This is a genomic window from Paraburkholderia sp. UCT70 (assembly GCF_050434085.1).
Classification (GTDB): domain Bacteria; phylum Pseudomonadota; class Gammaproteobacteria; order Burkholderiales; family Burkholderiaceae; genus Paraburkholderia; species Paraburkholderia tuberum.
Map to the genome: position 1 here is coordinate 174,604 of NZ_JBNPVZ010000002.1, position 26,298 is coordinate 200,901.

The 26,298-nt window shown below is 63.9% G+C and carries 23 protein-coding genes; 9 read left to right on the top strand and 14 right to left on the bottom strand.

Features of this window, described 5'->3' with window-relative positions; translation table 11 throughout:
* Positions 1–73 precede the first annotated feature (73 nt).
* The 3 genes from OKW41_RS03085 to OKW41_RS03095 form a co-directional block, all read right to left on the bottom strand.
* Entirely contained in the window at positions 74–796 is a 723-nt protein-coding gene (locus tag OKW41_RS03085; RefSeq protein ID WP_429571542.1) for a PepSY-associated TM helix domain-containing protein, read from the bottom strand.
* Entirely contained in the window at positions 793–1,476 is a 684-nt protein-coding gene (locus OKW41_RS03090; RefSeq protein WP_429571543.1) for a Fe2+-dependent dioxygenase, read from the bottom strand. The genes OKW41_RS03085 and OKW41_RS03090 overlap by 4 nt, the downstream gene beginning before the upstream one ends.
* An 80-nt stretch (positions 1,477–1,556) precedes the next feature.
* A complete protein-coding gene (locus OKW41_RS03095; RefSeq protein ID WP_429571544.1) occupies positions 1,557–3,737 on the bottom strand; it encodes a TonB-dependent receptor in 2,181 nt (726 codons plus the stop codon).
* Between the two features lie 277 nt (positions 3,738–4,014).
* Here OKW41_RS03095 and OKW41_RS03100 point away from each other — a divergent pair, with 277 nt between their 5' ends.
* Positions 4,015–5,010: an aldo/keto reductase gene (locus OKW41_RS03100; protein WP_429571545.1), complete on the top strand. Its 996-nt coding sequence runs from the start codon at positions 4,015–4,017 to the stop codon at positions 5,008–5,010.
* A 47-nt stretch (positions 5,011–5,057) separates the two neighbouring features.
* On the opposite strand, the gene OKW41_RS03105 is transcribed toward OKW41_RS03100, so the two are convergent.
* Complete coding sequence (locus tag OKW41_RS03105) at positions 5,058–5,624, bottom strand: YbhB/YbcL family Raf kinase inhibitor-like protein (RefSeq protein WP_429571546.1); 567 nt, start codon at positions 5,622–5,624, stop codon at positions 5,058–5,060.
* 145 nt (positions 5,625–5,769) lie between these two features.
* Here OKW41_RS03105 and OKW41_RS03110 point away from each other — a divergent pair, with 145 nt between their 5' ends.
* The 3 genes from OKW41_RS03110 (at position 5,770) to OKW41_RS03120 (ending at position 7,445) form a co-directional block, all read left to right on the top strand.
* The gene (locus tag OKW41_RS03110) at positions 5,770–6,210 is read left to right on the top strand and encodes a hypothetical protein (protein WP_429571547.1); all 441 of its coding nucleotides are present in this window, start codon (positions 5,770–5,772) and stop codon (positions 6,208–6,210) included.
* A 37-nt stretch (positions 6,211–6,247) separates the two neighbouring features.
* A complete protein-coding gene (locus OKW41_RS03115) occupies positions 6,248–6,694 on the top strand; it encodes a hypothetical protein (RefSeq protein WP_429571548.1) in 447 nt (148 codons plus the stop codon).
* Positions 6,695–7,034: 340 nt separating this feature from the next.
* Positions 7,035–7,445 carry a type VI secretion system amidase immunity protein Tai4 gene (locus tag OKW41_RS03120; protein WP_429573338.1) on the top strand — a complete coding sequence of 137 codons (411 nt, stop codon included), beginning with the start codon at positions 7,035–7,037 and terminating at the stop codon, positions 7,443–7,445.
* Positions 7,446–7,582: 137 nt separating this feature from the next.
* Here the strand turns inward: OKW41_RS03120 and OKW41_RS03125 are convergent, their stop codons facing one another.
* From OKW41_RS03125 to OKW41_RS03140, 4 genes are all read right to left on the bottom strand, one after another.
* Positions 7,583–8,407, bottom strand: coding sequence for an ROK family protein (locus OKW41_RS03125; protein WP_429571549.1), 825 nt, complete (start codon positions 8,405–8,407; stop codon positions 7,583–7,585).
* Between the two features lie 63 nt (positions 8,408–8,470).
* Positions 8,471–10,090 carry a glucose-6-phosphate dehydrogenase gene (zwf, locus tag OKW41_RS03130; protein ID WP_429571550.1) on the bottom strand — a complete coding sequence of 540 codons (1,620 nt, stop codon included), beginning with the start codon at positions 10,088–10,090 and terminating at the stop codon, positions 8,471–8,473.
* Between the two features lie 110 nt (positions 10,091–10,200).
* Complete coding sequence (locus OKW41_RS03135; RefSeq protein ID WP_429571551.1) at positions 10,201–13,011, bottom strand: MGH1-like glycoside hydrolase domain-containing protein; 2,811 nt, start codon at positions 13,009–13,011, stop codon at positions 10,201–10,203.
* A gap of 47 nt (positions 13,012–13,058) precedes the next feature.
* A complete protein-coding gene (locus OKW41_RS03140; RefSeq protein WP_429571552.1) occupies positions 13,059–15,029 on the bottom strand; it encodes an amylo-alpha-1,6-glucosidase in 1,971 nt (656 codons plus the stop codon).
* Between the two features lie 200 nt (positions 15,030–15,229).
* Here OKW41_RS03140 and OKW41_RS03145 point away from each other — a divergent pair, with 200 nt between their 5' ends.
* Both OKW41_RS03145 and OKW41_RS03150 read left to right on the top strand, forming a co-directional pair.
* The gene (locus OKW41_RS03145; protein WP_429571553.1) at positions 15,230–15,577 is read left to right on the top strand and encodes a hypothetical protein; all 348 of its coding nucleotides are present in this window, start codon (positions 15,230–15,232) and stop codon (positions 15,575–15,577) included.
* 99 nt (positions 15,578–15,676) lie between these two features.
* A complete protein-coding gene (locus OKW41_RS03150) occupies positions 15,677–17,833 on the top strand; it encodes a phosphocholine-specific phospholipase C (RefSeq protein WP_429571554.1) in 2,157 nt (718 codons plus the stop codon).
* Positions 17,834–17,942: 109 nt separating this feature from the next.
* Here the strand turns inward: OKW41_RS03150 and OKW41_RS03155 are convergent, their stop codons facing one another.
* The 3 genes from OKW41_RS03155 to OKW41_RS03165 form a co-directional block, all read right to left on the bottom strand.
* Entirely contained in the window at positions 17,943–18,860 is a 918-nt protein-coding gene (locus tag OKW41_RS03155) for a dihydrodipicolinate synthase family protein (protein ID WP_429571555.1), read from the bottom strand.
* A gap of 257 nt (positions 18,861–19,117) precedes the next feature.
* The gene (locus OKW41_RS03160) at positions 19,118–20,233 is read right to left on the bottom strand and encodes a succinylglutamate desuccinylase/aspartoacylase family protein (protein WP_429571556.1); all 1,116 of its coding nucleotides are present in this window, start codon (positions 20,231–20,233) and stop codon (positions 19,118–19,120) included.
* A 37-nt stretch (positions 20,234–20,270) separates the two neighbouring features.
* On the bottom strand, positions 20,271–21,038 hold the full coding sequence (locus OKW41_RS03165; protein WP_429571557.1) for a transporter substrate-binding domain-containing protein: 768 nt from the start codon (positions 21,036–21,038) through the stop codon (positions 20,271–20,273).
* Between the two features lie 114 nt (positions 21,039–21,152).
* Between OKW41_RS03165 and OKW41_RS03170 the strand changes: the two genes are divergently transcribed.
* Entirely contained in the window at positions 21,153–22,073 is a 921-nt protein-coding gene (locus OKW41_RS03170; RefSeq protein WP_429571558.1) for a LysR substrate-binding domain-containing protein, read from the top strand.
* 29 nt (positions 22,074–22,102) lie between these two features.
* Here OKW41_RS03170 and lysA read toward each other — a convergent pair whose 3' ends face one another.
* Positions 22,103–23,359 (bottom strand): diaminopimelate decarboxylase, encoded by a 1,257-nt coding sequence (gene lysA / locus OKW41_RS03175; protein WP_429571559.1) that lies wholly within the window; start codon positions 23,357–23,359, stop codon positions 22,103–22,105.
* A gap of 120 nt (positions 23,360–23,479) precedes the next feature.
* Between lysA and OKW41_RS03180 the strand changes: the two genes are divergently transcribed.
* A complete protein-coding gene (locus OKW41_RS03180) occupies positions 23,480–24,418 on the top strand; it encodes a LysR family transcriptional regulator (RefSeq protein ID WP_429571560.1) in 939 nt (312 codons plus the stop codon).
* Positions 24,419–24,647: 229 nt separating this feature from the next.
* A complete protein-coding gene (locus tag OKW41_RS03185) occupies positions 24,648–25,502 on the top strand; it encodes an oxidoreductase (RefSeq protein ID WP_429403929.1) in 855 nt (284 codons plus the stop codon).
* Between the two features lie 33 nt (positions 25,503–25,535).
* Here the strand turns inward: OKW41_RS03185 and OKW41_RS03190 are convergent, their stop codons facing one another.
* Positions 25,536–25,970 carry a rubredoxin gene (locus OKW41_RS03190; protein WP_429571561.1) on the bottom strand — a complete coding sequence of 145 codons (435 nt, stop codon included), beginning with the start codon at positions 25,968–25,970 and terminating at the stop codon, positions 25,536–25,538.
* Between the two features lie 72 nt (positions 25,971–26,042).
* Entirely contained in the window at positions 26,043–26,168 is a 126-nt protein-coding gene (locus OKW41_RS03195; protein WP_260327592.1) for a hypothetical protein, read from the bottom strand.
* Positions 26,169–26,298 lie beyond the last annotated feature (130 nt).

The window sequence follows — 26,298 nt, forward strand, 5'->3', positions numbered from 1 at the left end:
ACGATTCTAGCGCGGACCGCTCAAAGCCTGCCCGCCAGCGCGCAGGCGTCGCCCGAAGCGTTGCGCTGCGCCCTTACATCGTCCCCAACACCACCGCCGCCGCAATCGATCCGACCACGAGCGCGAGCCCCACCGTCTTGCGCTTGTTCAACTCGGTCCACAACAGCACGCCCGTCAACGATAGCAGGATCAGGCTGCCCGCGAGCGTATCGATCAGCAGCACCCAACCGACGCTCAAGCCCACACCCTTGTGCATGTTCGTCAGCATCGCGAGAAAGGTGTTCGCGCTGCGCTTGATCGTCACGGTGTTGTTGCCGACCCAGTATTCGGCCGACGTGTTTTCCTTCGGCGACGCGAAATTCAGTTGCCAGTGCTCGGGCTGCACGACGCTGCGATCGCCCCACGCCACCGGATGCTCGGTTTCCTTCTGCACGCGCCCCGGATTGCCGGCGATCTTCAGCTCCTGCTTGAGCCACTTCGCGAGCTCGCGCGGCGATTGCGGCGCCGGTTGCGGCAGCGGCACCTGCATCACCGACACCTGCGGCTCGCCGGTCGAGACGCGCAGCGGACCGCCGCGATGATTCAGAAAGAGGCCCGTCGTGCCGAACAGCAGACCGAGCGCCGCGCCCCACAATCCGACCCAGCCATGCACCTTGCGCAGCCACTTGATGAAGGTCGCGCGACGCGAGCGCTGCTGGCGCGATTTCAGTTCATGGTCATCGAGCCGACGCGGCTCCTGCGCGTCATGTTCGCCGGGCGCGGGCGGTTGAATGTCGAGGGTGTCCGATACGCTCACGTTTCACTCCAGGTGCGCAGCAGATTGTGATAACAACCGACGAGGTTGCGTCGCGCAGCTTCGTCGGCATGGGTGGCATTGAGCCGTTGAATCGCGGTGTCCATGTCGAACAGCAGCGCGCGATGCGTGTCGCTGCGCACGAGGCTCTGCACCCAGAAGAAGCTCGCCACCCGCGCGCCGCGCGTGACTGGCGTCACCTGGTGCAGACTCGTCGCCGGATAGACGATCATGTCGCCGGCCGGCAGTTTCACCTGCTGCACGCCGTAGGTGTCCTCGATCACGAGTTCGCCGCCGTCGTATTCGTCGGGCGCGCTGAGAAACAGCGTCACCGACACGTCGGTGCGCAGCTTCACGCCGTTCGGCAGCACGCGCACCGCGCCATCGACGTGGCTGCCGAACTGCATGCCGCCCTCGTAGCGGTTGAAGAGCGGCGGATAGACCTGATTGGGCAGCACCGCGCTGATGAACAGCGGATTGCGTTCGATCGCCGCGAGAATCACATCGCCGAGTTCGCGCGCGAGCGTCGAGTGCTCGGCAATCTGCTGATTGCGCTTGACCGGCGCGCCCTGATAGCCCGCGGTCGCGCGGCCATCGACCCACGCGTCGCCGGCTCGATCGAGCCGCTCGCGCATGAAGCGCAATTGCCCGGCGTCCAGTACCTTCGGAATGTGCAGCAACATAGTGTGTCCTTCGCGTCGGCTTGCCGTTTGCAGAAGCGGCAAGCCGTACGCATGCGCTCAGTGCGTATCAAAAGCGCGTATCAAAAGCGGTAGTTGAACGTCGCGAGCAGCGTGCGGCCGATGCCCGGCACCGAACGTCCGCCGTCAGACGGAATCAACGCGTCGTAGTAGTACTTGTTGGTGAGGTTCAGCAGGTTCAGGCGCACGTCGTACTTCTTCGCGTGATAGGCCGCGGTCGCGTCCCAACGCGTGTAGCCCGGCACCTTCACGTAGTTCGTATTCGACGCATAACGTGGCGACATGTAGATCGGACCGCCGCCGATTTCCCAATGCGGCGTGATTGCGTACGTGGTCCAGAACGTCAGCGTGTTGCGCGGCGTGTTGGCCGGCGTGTGGCCCTGCGTGCCGTCGGCCGCTTTCAGGATCGTCGCGTCCATGTACGTGTAGCCGCCGAAAATCTGCCACTTGTCGGTGATGTGCCCCGTCACGCCCGCCTGGAACCCGTCGACGCGAATGTTGCCGGCCAGCTGGTACTCGGTCGGTGACACCTGCGTGCGCGCGTTGTCCTTTTCCTCGCGGAACAACGCCGAGGTCACCGACATGTTGCCGCCGAACAGATCCCACTTGCCGCCGATTTCATACGACTTCGTCGATTCCGGCGCGAGGTTCTGAGTGAGGTTCGTGACCGTCAGGTTTTCGAGCGCCGGGTTGAACGATGTGCCGTACGACACGTAATACGACTGCCAGTCGGTCGGCTGATAGATGACGCCGGCGCGCACGCTCGTGAAGTAGTTGGTCTGGCTCGCGTAAGCCGGCGCGCTAATCGTATTGCGGATTCCCGCCGAGAAACGATCCCAGCGCACACCGCCGATCAGCTTCCAGTGCGGCGTCAGCGTGATCGTGTCGTTCAGGTAAGCGGCAATTTCGTTCGCGCTCGAATCGGCGTAGTTGCCGACCGTCGTCGTCACGTTCGACGGCGTGCCCATGATCGGCGGATTGAGCATCGGCACGATCGGCAGGTTGTTGCGCGTGTACGCCTGGTTCGTATAGCTGTCGTGGCCCACTTCGACACCGGCGATCAGGTCGTGCCTGATCGGTCCGGTGTCGAATTTGTATTCGAGCATCGTGTCGTTGTAGATCGCATGATTCTGGATCACGCGGTCATGACTCTGCAGCTTGATGAACAGCTGCGACGGCGACAGCGTCGTGAAGTTGCCGTTGGTCAACGCTGTGCTGGACGACAGCGGTCCGGTCAGCACCGCTTGCGGCGCCGTTTCGCGCGCGTCGGTCATGGAGTGCGAGATCTGCGTCTGGTTCGTCAGCGTCAGGTCCTCGGAGAACTTGTGCTTGATCGCCGCGGTAAAGATCTGCACGTCCTGGATCGTGCGGTCGCTGGTCAAACCGTAAAACGTGTTCTTCGGTACCGGCGACGGGCGGCCGTTCAGCGCCTGGATGCCGTAGTCGGGCATGTCGTGGTTGCGCTGGATCAGCGCCGACAGCGTGATCTCGGTCGGCGTGCCGATGCCGAAGCGCAGTTCCGGCGCGACGCCGAAGTCCTTGTTCTTCATCACGTCGCGCGTAGAGCCGAGGCTCTGGCCGAATGCATTGAGGCGGATCGCCGAGGTGTCGGTGAGCTTGTGATTCACGTCGACGGTGGAGCGGTAGCGATCGTCGGTGCCGATCATGCCGGAGACTTCCGCCGAGTCCGTCAGGTTCGCCTTCTTGCTGACCTGGTTGATCACGCCGCCGGTCGAGCCGCGGCCGAACAGCATCGACGACGGACCGTACAGCACTTCGAGCGATTCAAGATTGAACGTGTCGCGGTAGTACTGATTGCGGTCCCGAAAGCCGTCCAGATAGATGTCGTTCTGCGCGGTAAAGCCGCGCAGATTGATGTTGTTGCCGATCTGGCCGCCTTCGGCCGCGCCGATCGTCACGCCGGGCGCGTTGCGCAGCGCGTCCGTAAACGACGTCGCGCCCTGCGAGGCGAGCAGGTCGCGATTGATCACGGTGACGGTCTGCGGAATGTCACGCAGCGCGGTCGGCGTCTTCGCGCCGACGGTCGCCCGGTCGGCCTGGAAGTCCTGCTGAACGGCCTGAGCCTGCACGCCGATGGTCGGCAGCGTCTGCGCGGCGGCGGGTGTGTTGTTCCGGGCGTTGGTTTGTGCGTTCTGCGGCGCGCTTTGCGCGAGCGCCGGGGTCGCCAAAGGAATGGCAAAAGCGAGCGCTAGCGCTGTCGCGAGCGGCGTGTGATTGAGCATGGAAATCCCGTCAGAAATGCGTTTGTCAAATTCGCATCACTGACGTCGAATTCATGACAAAGCCGCAAATGGCTGGCTGCCGCTCTCCGTAGTGTGAGATGGAGATGACGGGATGGCTGGCTAGGTTTAAATGAGAATCGCTATCATTTCATATCTACTGGAAGTCAGCAATCCCGGCGTGCGTCAGGCACACCGAATCGCGACTCGGTTTATCCTTTTTACAACAATGTAGTTTCATCGCTTCGGCAGCGCTTTCCTTCCTTCAGGAGTCGACTTTATGCAATATCGCCAATTCGGCCGCACCGGCCTGACCGTTTCGCGCCTATGCCTCGGCACCATGACCTTCGGGCTGCAAACCGAGGAAGCCGCATCGCACCGCATCCTCGACACAGCCGCGGACGCCGGTGTCAATTTCATCGATACCGCGAACGTCTATCCGCTCGGCGGCGACGAAAATCTGGCCGGACGCACCGAGGAAATCGTCGGACGCTGGCTGAAGGGCAAACGCGAGCGCTTCATCGTCGCGACCAAGGCGGTCGGCAAGATGGGGCCCGCCGCGTGGGACCAGGGCGCGTCGCGCAAGCACCTGCTCGATGCGATCGACGCGTCCTTGCAGCGCCTCGGCACCGACTACGTCGACCTGTACCAGCTCCATTCCGACGACGCGAAGACCCCGCTCGACGAGACGCTCGAAGCGCTCGATGCGATCGTGCGCTCGGGCAAGGCGCGCTATATCGGCGTGTCGAACTTTCTCGCGTATCGGCTCGCGCGCGCACTGGGGCGCGCGGACGTGCTACGCGTCGCGCGCTTCGTGTCGGTCCAGCCGCGCTACAACCTGCTGTTTCGCCAGATCGAGCGCGAGCTGCTGCCGCTGGCCGCCGAGGAGCAACTGGCCGTGATGCCGTATAACCCGCTCGCGGGCGGGCTGCTGAGCGGCAAGCACCGTCTCGACGCGACGCCCGCCGAAGGGCGCTTCACCGAAAGCGTCGGCAAGGCTGGCGCGATGTATCAGGAGCGCTACTGGCATGAGCGCGAGTTCGACACGATCGAAAGGCTGAAGGCGATCGTCGCGCCGACCGGCGAATCGCTGACGAAGGTGTCGCTTGCGTGGGTGCTCGCGAATCCGCTGATTACGTCGGCGATCATTGGTGCGAGCCGCGTGGAGCAGTTGAGCGATACGCTCGCGGCGGCCGAGTTCACGCTCGACGCCGCGATCAAGACCCAGCTCGATGAAGCGAGCGTGCAGTATCGTTGGGGGGACGCGGCGCGGTAGGCGCCCGCCGGCAGATCAAGCGCGGCCCGGCGTTCGGCCGCGCGTCTTCATCGTCCGTAGCGCAGCACGGTGCTCGTCGCGGCGAGCACGTGATCCTTGATCGCGGCGTGGAACGCGTCGCGCGTCAAGCCGGCCGGCAATGCGTCGGGCGGCAGATCGAGCGCATAGACCTGCGCCACGTAGTGATGCGGTACCTCGCCGACGGGCGGACACGGGCCGTAATAGCCGGGGCCGCCGGTGCGATTCGTGCCGGCGACGCTGCCCGCCGGCGCGGCTTCGCCTTCGGCGAGTCCGGTCGTGGTAGGCGCGATGCCATAGACGATCCAGTGCACGATGCCGAGGCCTTTCGCGCCGTCGGGGTCGAAGATCGTCACCGCGAAACTTTTCGTCCCGGCCGGCGCGTTATGCCATTGCAGCGCCGGCGACACGTTGCCGCCGCCGCAATTGTTCGCGCTCGCCGCGTGGCTTGCGTTGAGCGTGCCGCCATCGGCCAGTCCCGGCGACGACACCGCGAAGGCCTGTGCCGTATACGCATGCGCGCTCGCGTAAGCGAGCAGCGCGCACGCGCCGACGGAGAGGAGGCGCCGCGCGAGGGTCAGGTGGATGCGAGTCATTGGGAGTCTCCGGGGTTGGATGTGCCGTTGAGAGCTTTGCAGTTCAGAGAGCAACTATAACGAGAATGTTGTTTTGAGATGGAAGAGGCGGCATATTGCGCATGGGGCTACGCGAATCAAACAGATAGCGATCCTACGTGATCGATTGATTAATTCGTTCTCCCCCTTTGTCGTTCAAAGAAAGAAATGGAGTTGCCTGAATGTCTACAAAACACGCCCACTCGCATCGCCCGACGAAAACTGCGCCGCCGCAATGGAAAGAGAAGCCGGCAAGCATTGTGCCGCTCACGGTTCAGAATGCGCTGAAAGGCGCCATGCGCACCGAGCGCATTCCAGACACGGATTTCAGCGTCTGCTATGGATCATGGCTCAGGAAGCCGCCGGTGTCGTCGATGCGCGCAACGGGACTTCAACAGCACGTAGCCTGTTTCAACTGCTGCGCGCGCAATACAGCTTGAACCCCCGCGGAGAGGCATCATTCGGTAATGCGAAGGAGGAGTGCCAAGGCGGCATCCGTTACATTTATGGCCGCTACCATTCCGCAAATATGGCCAGAGGATTCTGGCAACAACACCACTGGTATTAAAACGATGCGTCTTTCGTCCTGACTTATTGCCACATTGATGTTCGGCGCAGTATCCGGTTTGGCCCTTGCGGAATCGGTTCTCAGGTTTGAGGATTGTCCCGCCAATGTCGAGTCCAGGCACGCTGCGATGCCACGCATGATATTCACGGACGAGACGGCACGTCATTACCGCAGCATTCTTCGTGAAGCCGCAAAGGAGCCGATTAACTTCGCGGGCCACTACGTTCTCGCTACGTGGGGATGCGGTGCTGGCTGCGTCATGGCGGCGGCAATCGATACAAACTCGGGCCGCGTCACTTCGCTGCCGTTCACGGTTTCCGATTGGCCGCTGGACATCACGGATCCGCTTGCCTATCGCGCAGACAGTTGCCTGCTGATCGCTCACGGTAGCCGCAATGAAAACGCCGAGCACGGAACCTACTACTACGCGTTCGACGGCAAAACATTTACCTTGCGCGCGAGTACGACAAACGTCGGGCGTTAGACAAACCGCGGAAGCAGTGAACGAGACCGTCACCCCGTGCACTGTCTCTGAGTTTGCGGCAGCCACAGATATGCAACGACAATAGATTTCGTCACAAGACTCGGTTCACTCGCTTGCGTGTGAACCACTTGAACGTTGACGGATGGGCATCTACGGCGAGAGGTGTATCAAACTTTACTTGATCAGAATGGACAACTGGATTGCGCGAAAACTACTGTTACGACCACTGCTATTTCAACGAACCTGAGGCGAAGTATCGCACTGACCGTGCGAACTTCTGGAGTTTGCCGTGAAGAAGGTCGGGGTTGGCATCCTAACTGGTTTTGCCCTCATCTTCGGCATGTCTGCTTGCTATGCAAAAGGCGATCAACGTGCGACTCCACAAGCTGAAGCTCGTACTTATGCACAGAATTACAAAGACATGGTTCTGGCTACTTGTATAGCGAACGCCTACAGGAACGACAAAGATGGTGCTATGGATGCGGGAAGCAGCGTCAGTGCATTGCGAGACTGGACTTACTACGACTTGGAGAAGGCTCCAGACGCGATCAAAGCCTTGGTGGACAATTATTTGGCGCGAAATTATCAAAATCCGCTGGTTGAATCGGAAACTGAAGGTGTCCGTTTCGATTTCCTGAAGTGTCTGGACCTGTATCACAGTAAGGAATTAGACGCACAGGTCAAGCGTTTGGTCATTAACCCCAGGCGCACTTACAGACAGGATAATCCGTTGCCAGCAAAGCCGAAGTAGTTATGAGCACGTCCAGCGTCGAAGCGCTGACCAGTGCTCAGGCACGGATCGCCTTGGCAATCGTTGATGGGTTGATATGAACCCTTGGACGTGGAGCCGCGGCACTGGATACGTGATGGCAGCGGCAATCCACCGCCTCACTTCGGCTTGAACCGCCCCGTCTTCTGCGTCGCCTCCGGATACTGTCGCGTCTCGCGCACCGAAAGCGGATGCCACAATTTCGCGCCGCCCTCGATCCCCGCGTCGTTCGATACGGTCGCCACGTTCGCCGGCAGCGAAAACTTGATGCGCGCCGCGTTGCCGCCGCCGATCCACAGCTTGTCGTAATTGACCAGTGACTCGAGAATGCCGATCACCTTCTCGACACGCCGGCTCCAACGCTTGTTGCCGATCTGCTCGCGCGCGGCTTCGCCGATGTATTCGTCGTATGCGACGCCCTTCTTGCTGACCGGATGATGCGCGAGCTCCAGATGCGGCATCAGCTCGCCATCGCGAAACATCGCGGTGCCGGCGCCTGTGCCGAGCGTCAGCACGAATTCGAGGCCGTGGCCTTCGATCGCCGCGAAGCCTTGCATTTCGGCGTCGTTGATCATCCGCACCGGCAGTCCGCCCAGGCGCTGCGCGAGCGAATCCGCGAGCGCAATGTCGTGCCATCCTTCGATGCCGAAGTGCGGCGCGGTCAGAATGCGGTTGTTGCGCACGACACCCGGAAACCCGATCGAGATACAGACTGGCCGCACCTGCTCGATGAGCGGAGCTACGAGTTGCGCGAGCGCGTCCACCAGCTGATCCGGCGTGCACGGATGCGGCGTCGCAACGCGCACGCGCTCCGTTTTCATCTGCCCGTCGGCGTCGATGATCGCGGCCTTCAGGCCCGTGCCGCCGACGTCGATCGCGAGGATGTGCCCGCTGCCGCTTTTCGGCGCATTCCCTTTCACTGCGTACTTGTTGCGTGTTGCCACGATGTCTCCAGATTGTGTTGAGGCGGTTGTGATGCGGGTCTGCGGGTTGCTTCAAAGGTGCCGCTACGACTTGCCACCGGGCGCTTTCTGCTGCAACGGGCGCCACGCGTGGCCATCGCGCGCGAGCAGCGCGTCGGCTTCGGCCGGCCCGTCGCTGCCGGCCGCATAGCCGCGCACGGCAACCGCGCCGCCACTCCTCGGATGCAGCACGTCGTCGACCGCGCACCAGCTCGTCTCGATGCTGTCGGCGCGCTGAAACAACGTCGCATCGCCATGCATGCAGTCGTACAGCAGCGTCTCGTAGCCGACGTTCGCGCTTTCCGCAAAGAAGTCGCCATAGTTGAACGACGACTGTACCGGACCGACCTGCATCACCGGCCCCGGCACCTTCACGTTGAAATCGAAACTCGAGCCGTGCTCGGGATCGATGCGAATGGTCAGCACGTTCGGCGTCAATGCGTTGACCGGCGTATCGCGGAACAGGCGGAACGGCACCGGCTTCAGCTGCACCGAAACCTCGGTGCGGCGCACCGCGAGCCGCTTGCCGGTACGCAGATAGAACGGCACGCCGGCCCAGCGCCAGTTCTCGACGAACACGCGCGCCGCCGCGTAGGTTTCCGTCGTGCTGCCGGGCGCGACGTCGGGCTCCTCGCGATAGCCCACGCCGGCGGGCCCTTTTTCGTACTGGCCGAAGACGACGTCGGCGGGCGTCAGCGGCTGGATTGCGTCGAACAGCTCGGCCTTCCTGTTTCGCACGGCTTCGGCGTCGAACGAATTCGGCGGCTCCATCGCGACGATGCCGAGCAGCTGGAACAGGTGGTTGGGCACCATGTCGCGAAACGCGCCGGTCTGCTCGTAGAACCTGCCGCGCCCCTCGACGCCGATCGTTTCCGCCGCCGTGATCTGCACGCAATCGATGTACTCGCGCCGCCAGACCGGCTCGAACATCGCATTCGCGAAGCGCACCGCGAGGATGCTCTGCACAGTGTCCTTGCCGAGAAAATGATCGATGCGGTACACCTGCGACTCCCGCGCATACGACAGGATGTGCCCGTTCAGATCGCGCGCCGATGCGAGATCGGTGCCGAACGGCTTCTCGATCACGAGACGCCGAAAGCCGCCGTTCGCGCCGTCGCCTTCCTTCAGCAGGCCGGCTTTGCCGAGCCGGTCGGCGATCGGTTTGAAAAAACGCGCGCCGACCGCGAGGTAGAAGATCGCGTTACCGCCTTTCGACTGATCGAGCTTCTGCTTCAGCTTCGCGAACGTATCGTCGGATTCGAACTCGCCCGCCATGTATTCGAGGCGCTGCGCGACCCAGTTCCATGCGTTGTCGTCGAGCTTGCCGGCGTGAAAGGTGCTGGCCTTGTCGGCGGCGAACTTCTGCAGCGAGGTATGCAGTTCGTCGCACCATTCGCGCGTTTCGCGCTCGCCGTGATTGACGCCGATGATCTTCATGCTGTTGTCGAGCAGGCCATCGACCGCGAGGTTGTAGAGCGCCGGCATCAACAGACGCTTGGTCAGATCGCCGCCCGCGCCGAAGATCACGAGCGTGCATGGCGGCGCGGGCTTCTTGCCGGCCGGCGACGACAGGGTGTCGTACCGGCTCGCGCTGAGCTTGCAGCTCAGGGCGGGCGTTGCGTTGTGTTGATCGGGAGAAGCGGAAGGGTTCGGTGTGGTCGACATGGGATTCACTTGGACCTTGGTAAGCCGATAGAACGAACGCGGCGATACATGAAAGACCACGGGCGCTGCCGCACAGTTCAATCGCGTTCGCGCGTTAGCGCGCGGCGTGCCTACTTCGTCGTCGTGGCCGCGAGCGACGGTACCGGTTCTTTCGCCACCGCCGGCGTTACCGCGGATGCAGAAGCCGCCGGCACCGGAATCGGCGCGGGCGCCGGCGCCGGTTCCCCCGCCAGCGGCACGTTGCCCGATGCCGCCATCGCGCGCGGCTGCAACAGCAACGCGACGAGCCCGGTCCAGCCGGTCTGATGCGAAGCCCCGACGCCACGACCGTTATCGCCATGAAAATACTCATGGAACAGGATCAGATCCTGCGAACGCGGGTCCGCCTGCAGCAGCGGATACGCACCCATCACCGGCCGCTCGCCGTTTCTGTCCTTCAGGAACAGCGTGGTCGCGCGGCGCGCGAGTTCGTCGGCGATTTCGCTCAACGAGAACTTCTGGCCCGACCCGGTCGGATACTCGACGCGGAAATCATCGCCGTAATAGCGATGAAACTCGTACAGCGATTCGATCAGCAGATAGTTGACCGGCATCCACACCGGCCCGCGCCAGTTCGAATTGCCGCCGAACACACGGGAATCGGATTCGGCCGGCAGATACTTCACGCAGAAGCTGTTGCCGTTATGCTGGTACACGAACGGATGATCGCGATGGCAACGCGACAACGCCCGCACGCCGTGATCGGACAGAAATTCACTTTCGTCGAGCGCGCGCCGTAACAACGCCTTCATCCGATGCCCGCGCAGCAGCGACAGCAAAAGCGCGTTGCCCTTGCCGGGCTCGTTCCAGCGCGACACTAGCTTCGCGAGATCGGGCCGATGCTCGAGAAACCACACGAGGCGCTCGCGCAAGTTCGGCAAGCCGCCGTGCAGACGCTCCTCGAGCACGTGCACGGCGAATAGCGGTATCAGTCCGACGATCGAGCGAACGCGCATCGGCATGCTGCTGCCGTCGGGCAGGCGCAGCTTGTCGTAGAAGAATTCGTCCTCGCTGTCCCACAGGCCCGTGTCGCAGCCGTCGTCGCAACTGACTGCTTCCGCGATGTACAGGAAGTGCTCGAAGAACTTCACACCAATATCGACGAACACATGGTTCGCGTAGGCGAGTTCGAGCGCGATACGCATCAGGTCGAGCGCATACGCGGCCATCCACGCGGTGCCGTCGGCCTGGTCGATGTGGCCGCCGGTGGGCAGCGGCGACGAGCGGTCGAAGATGCCGACGTTGTCGAGCCCGAGAAAACCGCCCTGAAAAATATTGTGGCCGTCGGCGTCCTTGCGATTCACCCACCACGAGAAATTCAGCAGCAGCTTGTGAAACACGAGCTCCAGAAAATCGCGGTCCGCCTTGCCGGTCAGCGCGCGGTCGATCTCGTACACGCGCCACGCGGCCCATGCATGGACCGGCGGGTTCGCGTCGCTCAACGCCCATTCGTAAGCGGGCAACTGGCCGTTCGGGTGCTGATAGCGATCCTTCACGAGCAGCAGCAACTGCTTCTTGGCGAACGCCGGATCGATCAGCGCGAACGCGGCCGCGTGAAACGCGAGGTCCCACGACGCGTACCACGGGTACTCCCACTTGTCCGGCATCGACACGATGTCCGCGTTGCACAGATGCCGCCAGTCGGTGTTGCGGCCGTGCTTGCGCGCGGCGGGCGGGCTCGGTTGCAGCGGATCGCCGTCGAGCCAGCGCTGCACGTCGTACTGGTAGTACTGCTTCGACCACAGCATGCCGGCGAGCGCCTGACGTTGCACGAGACGCGCATCGGGGTCGGTGATCTCGTGTTGCAACGCGCCATAGAATTCGTCGGCTTCGGCGAGGCGGCGCGCGATCAACGCGTCGGCATCGAATGGCGCTTCATCGGTTGCAGATTGCGGGTGCCAGCGCAGATACACGACCGCGCGTCCGTGCGGCCCGAGCTCGAGCGCCGCATGCGCGGCGGCCCGGGTGCCCGCGTCGTGACGGATCGCGTTCGCCTCGCCGTGCACGAGGTAGTCGTTGAAGCCGTCCTTGAACGGGCCCGCGCCGTCCATGCCGAACAGCCGCTTCACGTTGGTGTCGTTCTCGCAGAACAGCCACGCGAGTTCCGGCGCGTCCTTCGACCACGCGCTCACGACGATCGGTTCGTGCACATGGTGATGGCCAAGCAGACGCACCGCGCCATCATGACCGGTACCGGCGACGAGCTTCGGCTTGTCCTTGTTCTCTTTCCACGACCACGAGTTTCGCGCCCAGATTTGCGGCAGCACATCGAGCGACGCCGCTTCGTCCGCGCGATTTTCGATCGTCACGCGCATCACGATGTCGTCGGGCGTCTGCTTCGCGTATTCGATCTGGACGTCGAAATAGCGCTGATCGTCGAACACGCCGGTATCGAGTACTTCGTACTCTGGCATATCGCCGCCGCGGCGCGCGTTTTCGTCGATCAGGTCCTGGTAGGGATAGGCCGCATGCGGGTATTTGTACAGCATGCGCATGTAGGAATGCGTGGGCGTGCCGTCCAGATAGAAGTACAGCTCCTTGACGTCCTCGCCGTGATTGCCCTGCGAGTTCGTCAGGCCGAACAGGCGCTCCTTGATGATCGGGTCATTGCGGTTCCAAAGCGCGAGCGACACGCACCAGCTGAGCCGGTCGTCGCCGAAACCGGCGATGCCGTCTTCGCCCCAGCGGTAGGCGCGGCTGCGCGCATGGTCGTGCGGAAATGAGTCCCAGGCGGTGCCGTTCGCGCTGTAGTCCTCGCGCACCGTGCCCCACTGGCGCTCGCTCAGATACGGCCCCCAGCGCTGCCAGTGGCCGCATTCGGGCGAATGCAGTCGGGAACCTTCGATCGTGGCGAGCAGATTGGCAGCGCGCAGCGGTGGCATGAGGACGTCCTTGCAACGGGCCTGGCGGACCCACATCGTAGCGTGGTTTACGCGCCGTTGTCCTCGAACCGGGCAAGCAGACTTTCGACGCGCAGCAATTCGCCTAGCGACCAGGCCTGGAACGGCGTGCCGGCGGGCGCGTGCGGCGCGTCGCCGTCGGCGATCTCGGACAGGTGATCGAGGCCCGCGTGATCGAGATGCGCGTACAGCGGGGCGAGAAAACGCGCCCTCGCCTGCCCGAGATTATCGGCACTCGCGCCATTCACTCGCAGCCACGCTTCGACGAACGGGCCGATCAGCCACAACCACGCGGTGCCCTGATGATAGGCGCCGTCGCGTTCGCGCGGCGCGCCGCCGTAGCGGCCGCGATAGGCGGGATCGGACGGCGCGAGCGTGCGCAGGCCGAGCGGCGTCAGCAATTGCGCTTCGACCTGACCCACCACCGCGCGCGCCGCCGCGCCTTCGAGCAGCGGAAACGGCAGGCCACCGACCGCGAAGATCTGATTCGGCCGGATCGAGCGGTCGACCGTGCCCGGCACATGATCGACGTCGACGTTATCGAACAGCGCCTGGGTCGCCGGATCGACGAAGCGCCGGCGAAACGCGAGCGTCGCGCGCTCGGCAGCTTTCCGCCACTGCGGGTTCCATGCTGACGCGATTCGCAGCGCGTTGATCCACAGCGCCTGCACTTCGACCGGCTTGCCGATGCGCGGTGTGACGACCCAGTCGCCGACTTTCGCATCCATCCACGTCAGTTGCACGCCGGGGATGCCGGCGCGCAGCAGGCCGTCGTCCGCGCACATGCCGATGTTGAAGCGCGTGCCGTTCGTGTAGCCGGTCAGGATCGTTTCGGCGGCCTGCTGCAGATGCGCGCGCGTTTGCGCGCCCGCATGCGGCGTCGCCAGATAGTCGTGAACCGCGACGATGAACCATAGCGACGCGTCGACCGAGTTGTATTCGGGCGCGTCGCCGTAGTCGGGGAAGCGGTTCGGCAGCATGCCTTCGGACAGCGTGCCCGACCATTCGAGCAGGATCGCTTCGGCATCGTCGAGACGGTTCGACTCGATCAGCAGGCCGCGCATCGCGATGAACGTGTCGCGGCCCCAGTCGGTGAACCACGGAAAGCCCGCGAGGATCGTGCGGCCTTCGTTGCGCGTGACGACGTAGGCGTCGGCCGAACGTTGCAGGCGCGAGCCGAGTGCGGCGCGGCGTTGTTGTTCGGTGTGGGCGAGTTGGGCGGCGTGGGCGGTGGTTTGGGCTTTGTCGTTCGCGCATTCGGTGGCGGACGTGCTCGACGCGCTCAGAATCATCACCGCGTCGCCCTCCGCGAGATCGAAGCTGAACACGCCGGGCGTCGCGAGATCTTCGCTGCAATCGAGACCGCGCTCCTGCTCGCGCACGTAGCAGAAGTTGCGATACCAGTCGGGCGCATGCGTATACGCGCCGTTCGTCGCCGCTCGCACGACCGGCAGTCCGCCATACGGTTGCCAGCTCGCGCACGATTGATCGGCGCTGACTTGCGCGCCGAAGTTGAAGGCCGGATTCTCGTGATGCAGCGCATGATAGTCACGGCCCGACAGCAACGGTCTGATCTTCAGCACGGGCGCATCGAGTTCGCCGCCTTCGAGCCGCCAGCGCAATACCGTTTCGCACGTCGCTTTGCTGACGAACACGTCGGCGATCATCGCCGCGTGCGCACCGAGTTGAATGCGCCACGTCGGCCACGGCGCCGTGTCGAAGCTGGCAAGGCGGCCGCGCAGATCCGGATAGATCACGTCAGGCCCATAGCGTTGCATGGTCAACGCGAAGCGCTCGCGCCCCGCCTCGACCCACGCCTCGATGCCGTTGACGAGCACCAGGCGCCCGCCCGGCGCGCGCGTCGCGGCTAGCAGCAGCGCATGGTAGCGGCGCGTGCGCAACATGCCGACCGTGCCCGAAGCAAAGCCGCCGAAGCCGTCGGCTTCGAGCCATTCGTCTTCGAGTTGCGAGATGTCGATGGGTGAATCGATGCGAGTCATTGAATCGTGCTCATGCGCGAACGATGAAGCAGCAAACATAGCGCAGATGGCAGCGCCATGAACATTGACCTTCCCGATACTTTCCATTTTCTTTCGATCAACCGACGATTTATCTAAAGTTATGCCCGGCGCAAACGTTTCACAATTATTTCTTGAAAGGAATGGAGACTGCACCCGCTTTCATCGAACCGGATGCAGACATGAGAAAAATCAGTTGCATCGCGAGCGCCGCATTGCTGGTGCTTGCCACGATAGCGTTGAACGGTTGCGGCGCGGACGACTCCTCTTCCACGAGCAACGCGACGACCACGACCCTTGCGCCGAACGACGCGGCGCAACGTCCCGCAATGGCGGCAGCGGCAGTGGCGACTCCCAACGCCTCAGCGCCATTCGCGGACAACACGGCGAGCAACGCGGCGAGCAACTCGGCAAGTGGCGCAGCCGCCACCGACGCGATCACGGAAAACATCCAGGCCAGTCTGGCGGCCGACGGCCAGCAGGTCGCGCCGGTCATGCGCTACGCGCCCGGCGACAGCGCGAACAACTAGTTCGCAACTGATCAGCAAGAGCAACGCGTAACCGACAACGAAACACCCCAAAGCGCGCTCACGCGCGCCATTCTTCCCCTACGCAGAAGGTGATATTCGATGACATCAACTAGCCGTCGCCGTTTCCTGCAAACCGTGGCGTCATCCGCGGGCGCCGCCGCCGCGATGACCGCATTGCCCGAGTCGATCCGCAACGCGCTCGCCGTGCCCGCGTTTTCGCGCACGGGCACGATTCGCGATATCGAGCACATCGTCGTGTTCATGCAGGAGAACCGCTCGTTCGACCACTACTTCGGCCATCTGCGCGGCGTGCGCGGCTACAACGACCGCTTCCCGATTCCACTGCCGAGCGGCCTGCCGGTGTGGAATCAGCCGTCGAAGGAAGACCCGACCAAGCCGGTGCTGCCGTTCCATCTGAACACCGCGACGACGAGCGCGCAGTGCGTCGGCGATCTCGATCACACGTGGTACAAGACTCACTACGCGATCGACGGCGGCCGCTACGACCAGTGGCCCGCCAACAAGACCGACATGACGATGGGCTACCACCTGCGTAGCGACATCCCGTTCCACTACGCGCTCGCCGACGCCTTCACGATCTGCGATGCGTACTTCTGCTCGTTGCCGGGACCGACGCACCCGAACCGCGCGTATCTGATGACCGGCATGGTCGACCCGACCGGCACGATGGGCGGCCCGCTGCTCGACAACAACGACTGGGTCGACGGCGATGGTCCGCCGAACTATCAGTTGCTGTCGTGGACCACGTATCCGGAGCGTCTTCAGGCCGCGGGCATTTCGTGGCAGATCTATCAGCAGGGCACGTCGGGCGTCGATCCGCTGAACGGCAATTACGGCACCAACATCCTGCAGAATTTCACGAACTTCATCAACGCGCAGCCGGGTTCGCCGCTCTACGAGCGCGCGCAAACCGTGCGCACGATCGACGACCTGAAAGCCGACGTGCTCGCGAACCGGCTGCCGCAGGTGTCGTGGCTGTGCCCGCCGGCCGCCTACTCGGAGCATCCGAGCTACACGCCCGCGTACGGCGCCGAATACACGTCGCAGATTCTCGACGCGCTGACGTCAAACCCCGAGGTGTGGAGCAAGACCGTGCTCTTCATCATGTACGACGAGAACGACGGCTTCTTCGATCACCTCGTGCCGCCGCAACCGCCGACGACGTCCGCGCAGGGCAAGTCGACGGTGACGACCGACGGCGAGATCCACAATGTCGTCAATCCGCTGCGCGGCGGCAGCTACACCGCCGACGGCTATCCGTACGGCCTCGGCCCGCGCGTGCCGATGACGATCGTGTCGCCGTGGACCAAGGGTGGCTTCGTGTGCTCGCAGGTGTTCGATCACACGTCGGTGATCCGCTTCATCGAAACGCGCTTCGGCGTGCATGAGCCGAACATCACGGCATGGCGTCGCGCGGTATGCGGCGACCTGACCACCGCGTTCGACTTCCGCACGCCGGATGCGCAGATGCCGTCGCTGCCGGACACCAGCAACTACATGAGCATGGCCGACAACCAGTGCAAGACGCAACCGAAGCCGACCGTGCCGACGACGCCGACTCCGGTCGATGCGCAGGAAGCGGGCATCCGTTTCGCGCGGGCGTTGCCGTACGAACTGCATGTGAACGGCGCGGCGAACGCGGGCAACGACACGTTCGAAATCACGATCGGCAACACCGGCGACCAGGGCGCGCACTTCTACGTGTACGCGACGAATCGCACCGACGGTCCGTGGCGCTACACGGTCGAAGCGGGCAAGTCGCTCAGCGACACGTTCGACCTGAGCACGACGAACGGCGTGTATGCATTCGACGTGTTCGGCCCGAACGGCTTCGTGCGCAAGTTCGCGGGCAACACCCAGGCGAGCACGCAAAGCACGCAGAATGGCCATGGCAACGGTCATGGCGACAACCAGCCGGCGCGGCCTGAAGTGACCGCGCAATACGACGTCGCGAATGGCAACGTGTTCCTGAAGTTCACCAACAGCGGCGGCGGCATCGCGCATCTGACGGTGATCGACAACGCGTACGGCGCGCGCCCGCGCACCGTGGTCGTGCCGGCCAATGCGCGTATCGAAGAAGGCTGGGTGCTTGCGTCGAGCCATCACTGGTACGACCTGACGGTGACGAGCAGTGACGACGCGAGCTTCTCGCGCCGCTTTGCCGGTCACGTCGAGAACGGCCGGCCGAGTATCAGCGATCCGGCTGCGGTTGCGCCGGTGCTGAGCGCGAGTTGAGGCAACAACCGGCAGCCCCGCTTACTTGCGGTCTGATTCGGCTTCCCGTCCCGCCTACGTGGCGGACAGGGTGCCGATGTTTCTTGAGGCTCGTATTGAAACGCGGTGCTTAGAGACCGACGTCCGGCAGCGCCGGACGCGTGGCGAGCGCCTTGGCGACGATGTCTTTGACTTCGGCGAGCGCGTCGCCTTGCAGCGCGAGGCGCGGCGGACGCGTGACGGCGCTACCGCGGCCGAGCAGTTCCTCGCACAGCTTGATGCATTGCACGAGGTCGGGGCGCGCGTCGAGGTGCAACAGCGGCATGAACCAGCGGTACAGCGACAGCGCTTCATCGAAACGCTTCTGCGTGGCGAGGCGGAACAGCGTCTCGCCCTCCTTCGGGAACGCGTTCGACATGCCCGACACCCACCCTTGCGCACCGACCGCGATGCTTTCGACGACGACGTCGTCGAGGCCGGCGAACAGCACGAAGCGGTCGCCCACCGCGTTGCGCAGATCGATGAAGCGTCGCGTATCGCCCGACGAATCCTTGAAGCAGACGATGTTCTCGCAGTCCTGCAGTGCGATCAGCACGTCCGGCGTGACGTCGTTCTTGTAGATCGGCGGGTTGTTGTAGATCATCACCGGCAGATCGGTGCTGCTCGCGACCGAGCGGAAATGCGCGGCGGTTTCGTGCGGCTTCGCGGAATAGACGAGCGCCGGCATGACCATCACTCCGTCGACGCCGACACGCGCGGCTTCACGCACCGTCTGCCGCGCGAACTCGGTCGTGAACTCGGCGACACCCGCGACGACCGGCACCTTGCCGCCAGCCGCGTCGCACGCGGCCTCGATCGCCTGCAGTTTTTCCGACGTGCTCAGCGAGGTATTTTCGCCAACCGTGCCGCAGACCACCAGACCCGACACGCCGTCCCTGACGAGATTGCTGACCACGCGGTGCGTCGCGTCGATGTCTAGCGAAAAATCCGGCTTGAACTGGGTGCTGACGGCGGGAAACACCCCGCTCCATTGGATAGCCTTGCTCACTTTGTCCGTCTCCTTCAAAAAGCCGGCCGCGCCGACACACGTTGAGTATGACGACGAGTATCGGCTTTTATCCGGAGGCGGGCTTGGGCTTTTTCGTGGCTGAAAGAGATTAAATCCGCACAACAGGCGAGGCGCCGGATCGCCGGCCGGGCGGCGCCGGCTACTTCGCGGCAAGGCGGCTGAGGCGCACGTCAGCACCGTCGCGCGAGGCGTCGAGGTGGCCCCTGGATGCCGAGTCCGGCATAGCCGTTACGCGATCAGGCGCCCAGCAACACGCCCGTTCGGATCGGCCGCGTGCCGGTCACGCGACCGAGCGGCGCACCGGCCGTCACGAAACGGATCGCGCGCCGCATGTACAGCACCCCTTCGGTCTGGCTCGCGATCGTGGTCGTCTCGTCGGTCAGCGGATCGACGATATCGAACAGCGGCTGGCCGACGCGGATCTTGTCGCCGATCTTCGCGCGGTGCACGAGAATCCCGCTCACCGGCGCAGAGAACTGCTCGCTGCCCGCGAGCGGCGTCGCCGGCGACAGCAGCGGCGGCAACGGCTTGGCCTCGCCCCGAATCGCGCCGCGCCACATCAGATAGTCGACGAGCGCGTCGGCATCCTGCTGCGCGACTTCATACGACACGTCGCGCTGGCCGCGGCATTCGACCGTCACCGCGATCGAGCCGGTCGGCACCGGCTTGCTCGCCGGCATCTGCTGCTGCAACGTCCACCACAGCAGGCTGTGGGTTTCGTCGAACGCGCCGCCGCCCGAATCGGTCGCGAGCAACGACGCCTCTGCGCCGAGATAGCACGACAGCGGCTCGAACTCGGCCCAAGCGGCTTCGCTCGTGTACACATGCATCGCCGCTTCGAGCGAGCAATGCAGATCGATCACGACGTCCGCGTCGCACGACAACTTCAAGAGCGCCAGTTGCAGCGACTCGAATTCGGTCAGCGGCTTCTGTTGCGCGAGTTCGGCCGCAAGCAGCTCGCGCACGATGCGGCGGTTCTCGTTCGCGTCTGCGCCGAGCGCCTCTTTCGCATTCGCGACGAGCTTTGCGAACTGCACGAAATGCCGGTTGAAGTTCTTGCCACTGCCGAGATCGAATCGGCCGATGAACTGCCCGAGCACGTATTGACTAAGCCCGACCGGATTCGACACCGGCACGAGCACGATTTGAGCGCTCAGCGCGCCGGCTTCCTCGAGCTCCCGCAGACGCCGCTTCAGCAGCACCGTGGTCAGCATCGCCGGCGTTTCGTCGGCGTGCAGCGACGCCTGGATATAGATCTTCTGCCAGCTATTGGCCGGGCCGAAATGAAACGACACCAGTTCGCGGTGCGTGCCGATTGCTGGCGACAGAAGCGGAATCGATTGCCTGTTCATGAATGGAAAGCCGTGAAGATAATGTTGGAAATCTGGATCAATTGCCGTACGGATCGAAGTCGAAGTACTTCTTCGCGATCTGCGCATAGGTGCCGTCTTTGCGCATCGACGCGATCGCCGCGTCGATCGATGCCTGCACCGCGGTTTCGTCCTTGCGCAAGCCGATGCCGACGCCGCGATCTCCCATCGAAAGCGGCTCGCCGACAAACGCGAAGCCCTTGCCCGCGGGCGTGCGCAGGAAGCCGTAATCGGCCTCGACGGTGCCGAGCAACGCGCCGTCGAGCCGGCCGTTCTGCAGATCGGCGAACACCTCGTCCTGGCTTTTGTAGGCGACCACGTTCGCGCCGAGCGGCGTCCAGTTCTTCAGCGCGTAGCCTTCGAACTGCGTGCCCGACTGCACGCCGATCTGCTTGCCGGCAAGTCCGCTCGCCGTAGGCGCAAGCGACGAGCCTTGCCGCGCGATCAGCCGCGACCTGAACTGGAACAACTTCGACGAAAACAGAATCTGCTGCTCGCGCTTCTCGGTGATCGCCATCGACGACACCACCGCGTCGATCTTGCGCGCCTGCAGCGCCGGAATCATGCCCGAAAACTCGAGTTCGACCCACTGACAATGCGCGTGGATGCGCCGGCAAATCTCGTTGCCGAGATCGACGTCGAAGCCCTTCAGGCTGCCAGCGGGCGCCTTCGAGTCCATCGGCGGATAGGTCGGATCGTTGCCGAGGCGCAACGTGTTGGCGTCAGCGGCGAACGCGCCGCTGCTGAAAGCCAGCGCGGCGCAGAGAGTCATCAGTGGAGTTTTCATGGAAGGCGACGATGAGCGGATCAGGACAGCGTGATCGTAAGCCGCGGTGGCGCCTCAAAGAAGTCTCGTTCGGACTATCATGATCACTTTTACCGATCACCAGACCCTGTCGCCATGGCATTGACGATTTCCCAGCTGCGCGCGTTCACGGCGGTCGCCGAGCATGGCAGCATCCGCGCGGCGTCGCGCGCGCTCGGCATCGCGCAAAGCGGCATCACGCAGCAGTTGCAGAACCTCGAATCGATGCTCGGCGCAACGCTGTTCACGCGCACCAATCGCGGCATTGCGCTGACCGCGCTGGGCCAGCGGCTGCTGCAGCGGGCCGGCGCGATCCTCGGTGAATGCGAGCGTGCCGAGGAGGACGTGCGGCAACTGCGCGGCGACTACGTGGGCGAGGTCACGTTCGGCATGACGACAGAGCCGCTCGTCGACGCGTTCGCGCCCGTGTTGATGGAATTTCGTGCGCGCTTCGAGCGCGTCGCCGTGCATCTGCGCACGGGCACGTCGCGCATGATGATTTCGTGGATCCGCGAAGGAACGCTGGATTTCGCTGTCGCGCTCGTATCGAAGCAGACCGACACCGCCGATCTGTCGGTCACGCTGCTCTATCCGTCTGACCCGGTGATCGTGTGCCGGCGCGGTCATCCGAAGGCGCGCGCGAAGTCGCTCGCCGAACTCGTCGATTGCACGTGGGTGACGACGCGCTCGCCGAATCTGACCGAGGAGCCGCACGTCAACCGGTTGAGCCATCTGTTCGACAGCTACGGCTTGCCGCCGCCGAAGATCGTCGCGACCGTCGAGGGCTTGTACGAGACGCTGCACCTGGTTGCCGCGACCGATTGCCTGTCGCTCGAATCATCGGTCATCGCGAAGCGGGGGCCGTTCGCGGACGTGCTGACAACGATCCCCGTGCGCGAGCGCGCGTTGCAGCAGAACGTCTGTCTGCTGCAACGCGCCGCGATTCCACTGACCCCAGCCGCGCAGGAGTTCGCGACGATGATCGCGTCGTACACGCGCGCGGTGCGGGCGCATTGAGCGTTGAGCGTTGAACTCCAACGCGCCGCTCAAGCCGCCGTTGCTTCGAGCGCTATCAATTCTTCGATGCGCTGCCTGCGCCGGATCAGCCGCGCGTTGCCACGCTCGATCAGCACCTCGGGCGCGAGCGGCCGGCTGTTGTAGTTCGATGACATCGACGCGCCGTACGCGCCCGTGTCATGGAACACGAGCAGGTCGCCCACTCGAGGCGCGGGCATCGACCGGCTCGTGACGACACCGCCTTGCGCCTGGGTGAACACGTCGCCGGCTTCGCACAGTGGCCCCGCCACGCTGAACGAGCCGGCCGGCGCATCGCTCGGCGTGCCGTTGCGCCGAAGCACGCTGATCTCGTGATAACTGCCGTAGTACGACGGCCGCACCAGGTCGTTGAAGCCCGCATCGAGCAACGCGAATTGCCGCGACGGCCGCCGGTTCAGCGCGTGCACTTCGGCGACGAGTACACCTGCCTGCGCGACCAGAAAGCGCCCCGGTTCGATTTCGAGTCGCACGCGATGCCCGACGCGTGCTTCGATGCGGCGCCGCGCGTCGTCCCACAGCCGGAAATAATGCGCGGTATCGACACTCAGCTCGCCATCGCGATACGGCACCGACAAACCACCACCCGCGGAAATCGCCTCGATATCCTGATCGAGTTGCGACACCGCATCGACCATCGCATCGCATACTTTCGCGAGATGCGCGTAATCGACACCCGAGCCGATATGCATATGCAGCCCGACGAGCTTCAACCGATAGCGCCGCACCAGTTCGAGCGCGCGTGGCAGGTCATCGCGCCAGATGCCGTGCTTGCTGTGCTCGCCGCCTGTGTTGGTCTTGCTGCTGTGGCCGTGACCGAAGCCGGGATTGATGCGCAGCCACACGCGATGGCCTTCGCTCGCGTGTCTCCCGAGCCGTTCTAGCATGTCGGGCGAGCCGGCGTTGACCGTGATTCGCTCGTCGAGCACGGTGGCAAGCGTCGCGTGGTCGAGCACGTCGGCGGTGAAGACGACGCCTTCGGGCCCCCCGTTCGATGCGGGTTGAGCCGCATAGCCCGCGGCAAAACTGCGCGCGAGTTCACCCAAAGAGACCGCATCGAGCATCACGCCTTCGTCGCGCATCAGCTTCAGGATGTGCACGTTCGAACAGGCCTTCTGCGCGTAGCGGATCGTGTCGAAACTGCGCAACTGCGCGATGCGCTGGCGGATCGTGTCGGCGTCATAGGCCCATAGCGGCGTGCCGTGCTGGCGCGCGAGGTCGGCGAGTTGACGGGAGTCGAATGGCGTCATGGTCGGTTGCATGTCGAAGCTTTGCGAAAGCGATAGCCGACATGATGATCCGCGGCGATCATTCAGTAAAATACCAGTCTATTGCTCGCCTATTCACTTTTGATATACCACGGACCCGCCATGGCGCTCACGCACCGGCACATCGAAATCTTCCGCGCGCTGATGACGGCCGGCAGCGTGACCAAGGCAGCCGAGATGCTGTTCACGTCGCAGCCCACCGTGAGCCGCGAACTCGCGCGCATGGAACAACGCATCGGCTTCGCGTTGTTCGAGCGAGTGCAGGGCCGGCTGCGTCCCACGCAATCCGCGCTGACGCTGTTCGACGAGATCAAGCGCGCGTACGTCGGGCTCGAACGCGTCGCGTCGACCGCGGCCGCGCTGCGCGAATTCAAGGGTGGCCAGCTGTCCGTGATCGCGCTGCCGGTGTTTTCGCATTCGATCCTGCCAGGCGCCGTCAAACGCTTTCACGATGTGCAGCCGGGCGTCAGCGTATCGATCGCGACGCAGGAGTCGCCGTTTCTCGAAGAATGGCTGACCGCGCAGCGCTACGACCTCGGCCTCACCGAGCACGACGCGCCGCCGCCCGGCACGCGGCTCACGCCACTCATCGCCGTCGATGAAGTGTGTGTGCTGCCCGACGCTCACCCGCTGCTCGCGAAACGCGTGATCGCATTGAAAGATTTCACCGATCAGGCGTTCATCAGCCTGTCCGCGAACGATCCATACCGCCTGCAAATCGACGAAGCGTTCGCGCGAGCCGACATCGCGCGCCGCCTGCTGATCGAAACGCCGACCGCGGTGTCCGTGTGCAGCTTCGTGCGGCAAGGGCTCGGCATTGCGATCGTCAATCCGCTGACCGCGCTCGATTTCGCGGGTCACAATCTGCATATCCGGGCGCTCGCGTTGTCGCTGCCGTTTCGCGTCAGCGTGATCCGTCCCGAGCACCGTCCCGCGCATCCGCTCGCGGACGCGTTCGTCGGCGCACTGCAAAGCGAAGCCGCCGCGCTCCGATTACAATTGAAGCGCCGCACCAGCCGCAAACGGTCATCGCATTCATAGCAGTCACGGCGGCGTCCCCGCTTCATCGCCCGGCGAATCCGCGCAGCGCCGCGCGCGTTCGCGCGGGGCCACCGCCCGAACCGTCCGCCGCGCGAACCGGGCACGCGTCGAGCTGACATCACCCGCATACCGATTATCGACGCGCCGCGCGTCTGCGCCGCATCGGGGCGCCGTTTTTAGCGCCGTTTTCCAGGCTTCACGTCAGAGACCCTCAACAGGAGTGTTCCAAATGATGAATCGAGACAATCCCGTCTGGCTGATCACAGGCTGTTCCACCGGCTTCGGCCGCGAGCTCGCGAAGCTCGTGCTCGAACGCGGCTGGCGCGCGGTCGTCACCGCGCGCGATGCATCGAAAGTGAAGGACATCGCAGAGGGGCACGGCGAGCGCGCGCTGGTGCTGCCGCTCGACGTGACCAATCGCGCGCAGATTGAAACCGTGGTCGCACAGGCGAAGCGCCATTTCGGCCGCGTCGACGCGCTCGTCAACAACGCGGGCTACGGTTATCTGGCCGCGATCGAGGAAGGCGAGGACAGCGAGGTCCGCGCGATGTTCGAGACCAACGTGTTCGGCCTCGTCGACATCACGAAGGCCGTGCTGCCGATCATGCGTGAGCAGCGCAGCGGTTTGATCGTCAACGTGTCGTCGATTGGCGGGATTGCGAGTTTCGCGGCGACCGGCTACTACCATGCGACGAAGTACGCTGTGGAAGGGCTGTCGGAATCGCTCGCGCTGGAAGTGAAACCACTCGGCATCGGCGTGCTGATCGTCGAGCCGGGGCCGTTTCGCACCAACTGGGCGGGTCCGTCGATCAAGCAGTCGGCAACGTTGATCGACGACTATGCGTCGACCGCCGGCGAGCGCCGCAAACAGACCGAAGCGCGCAGCGGCAAGCAGGCCGGCGACCCGGTGCGAGCCGCGCAGGCGATCATCGATGCGGCGTTGTCGGACGCGCCGCCGCTGCGTCTGCTGCTCGGCAAGACCGCGCTCGATCTCGCGTACAGGAAGCTCGACTTTCTGCGCGGCGATTTCGACACCTGGCGAGCGACGAGCGAGGGGGCGGATTATCCGGAAGGGACGGCGTAGAGCGGGTTTATCAGGCGAGCCTCGGCCCGCCGCTTAAAACTCCACCAGCGCAAAATCTTCCTTGCCCACATCGCACAGCGGGCAGCGCCAGTCGGCCGGCACATCGGCCCAGCGCGTGCCCGGCGCGATGCCCTCGTCCGGCACGCCGGCGGCTTCGTCGTAGACCCAGCCGCAGATCACGCAGACCCATTGCTTGAAGTCGTCGGCTGTGGCGACGTTCGCGGCCGACGGCGCATCGGGCGTACCGGTCGCAGCGGCATCCGGCGCGCACGTGCGCGCCGTCGCATCGAGGCTCACGACGAGCGGCGCGACCGTGCCGCAACCGGTTCCCGCGAGCCGCGCCTTCAGGCTGTCGAGCAGGCGCTGCGCTTCGTCGTGGGTCAGATCGATCCAGTACGGATCGCCGGCGCCGTCGTTGAGCCGCTCGGGGGAAAACTGGATTTCTACGGCTACGCCCTTCTTGTACATGGCAATCAAAAATCTCGAGAAAGCCGGCGACGCGCGCCGGCACAAGGCTGCCCGCGCGACGCGGGCGCTGCTTCAGTGCGCGTGGACCAGCAGATTCAGCGCGATCGAGGCGATCAGGCCAGCGGCGCCGATCAGGCCAAGCAACTGCAGCAGAGTGAGGGATTTACGCGAGTTGGTGGGGGTTTGTTGCGTGGTCACGAGCGAGTCTTGAAGTTCGGAAAAAGCGCAATGGTACACGGGTGCGGACGCGACGAATGTCGATTGGCGCAAACTCGCGTGCAATAAAAGTACCGGGCGATATTATCGCCGCTCGCGCGCCGCGCATTGT

What these genes read in the sequence shown, in the direction of transcription:
- OKW41_RS03185 (WP_429403929.1), top strand. Translation starts at nt 24,648, where the DNA reads ATGATGAATCGAGACAATCCCGTCTGGCTGATCACAGGCTGTTCCACC.
- OKW41_RS03120 (WP_429573338.1), top strand. Translation starts at nt 7,035, where the DNA reads ATGTCTGCTTGCTATGCAAAAGGCGATCAACGTGCGACTCCACAAGCT.
- zwf (WP_429571550.1), bottom strand. Translation starts at nt 10,090, where the DNA reads ATGTCGACCACACCGAACCCTTCCGCTTCTCCCGATCAACACAACGCA.
- OKW41_RS03150 (WP_429571554.1), top strand. Translation starts at nt 15,677, where the DNA reads ATGACATCAACTAGCCGTCGCCGTTTCCTGCAAACCGTGGCGTCATCC.
- OKW41_RS03095 (WP_429571544.1), bottom strand. Translation starts at nt 3,737, where the DNA reads ATGCTCAATCACACGCCGCTCGCGACAGCGCTAGCGCTCGCTTTTGCC.
- OKW41_RS03105 (WP_429571546.1), bottom strand. Translation starts at nt 5,624, where the DNA reads ATGACTCGCATCCACCTGACCCTCGCGCGGCGCCTCCTCTCCGTCGGC.
- OKW41_RS03100 (WP_429571545.1), top strand. Translation starts at nt 4,015, where the DNA reads ATGCAATATCGCCAATTCGGCCGCACCGGCCTGACCGTTTCGCGCCTA.
- OKW41_RS03190 (WP_429571561.1), bottom strand. Translation starts at nt 25,970, where the DNA reads ATGTACAAGAAGGGCGTAGCCGTAGAAATCCAGTTTTCCCCCGAGCGG.
- OKW41_RS03090 (WP_429571543.1), bottom strand. Translation starts at nt 1,476, where the DNA reads ATGTTGCTGCACATTCCGAAGGTACTGGACGCCGGGCAATTGCGCTTC.
- OKW41_RS03135 (WP_429571551.1), bottom strand. Translation starts at nt 13,011, where the DNA reads ATGCCACCGCTGCGCGCTGCCAATCTGCTCGCCACGATCGAAGGTTCC.
- OKW41_RS03140 (WP_429571552.1), bottom strand. Translation starts at nt 15,029, where the DNA reads ATGACTCGCATCGATTCACCCATCGACATCTCGCAACTCGAAGACGAA.
- OKW41_RS03165 (WP_429571557.1), bottom strand. Translation starts at nt 21,038, where the DNA reads ATGAAAACTCCACTGATGACTCTCTGCGCCGCGCTGGCTTTCAGCAGC.
- OKW41_RS03170 (WP_429571558.1), top strand. Translation starts at nt 21,153, where the DNA reads ATGGCATTGACGATTTCCCAGCTGCGCGCGTTCACGGCGGTCGCCGAG.
- OKW41_RS03160 (WP_429571556.1), bottom strand. Translation starts at nt 20,233, where the DNA reads ATGAACAGGCAATCGATTCCGCTTCTGTCGCCAGCAATCGGCACGCAC.
- OKW41_RS03145 (WP_429571553.1), top strand. Translation starts at nt 15,230, where the DNA reads ATGAGAAAAATCAGTTGCATCGCGAGCGCCGCATTGCTGGTGCTTGCC.
- OKW41_RS03180 (WP_429571560.1), top strand. Translation starts at nt 23,480, where the DNA reads ATGGCGCTCACGCACCGGCACATCGAAATCTTCCGCGCGCTGATGACG.
- lysA (WP_429571559.1), bottom strand. Translation starts at nt 23,359, where the DNA reads ATGACGCCATTCGACTCCCGTCAACTCGCCGACCTCGCGCGCCAGCAC.
- OKW41_RS03115 (WP_429571548.1), top strand. Translation starts at nt 6,248, where the DNA reads ATGTTCGGCGCAGTATCCGGTTTGGCCCTTGCGGAATCGGTTCTCAGG.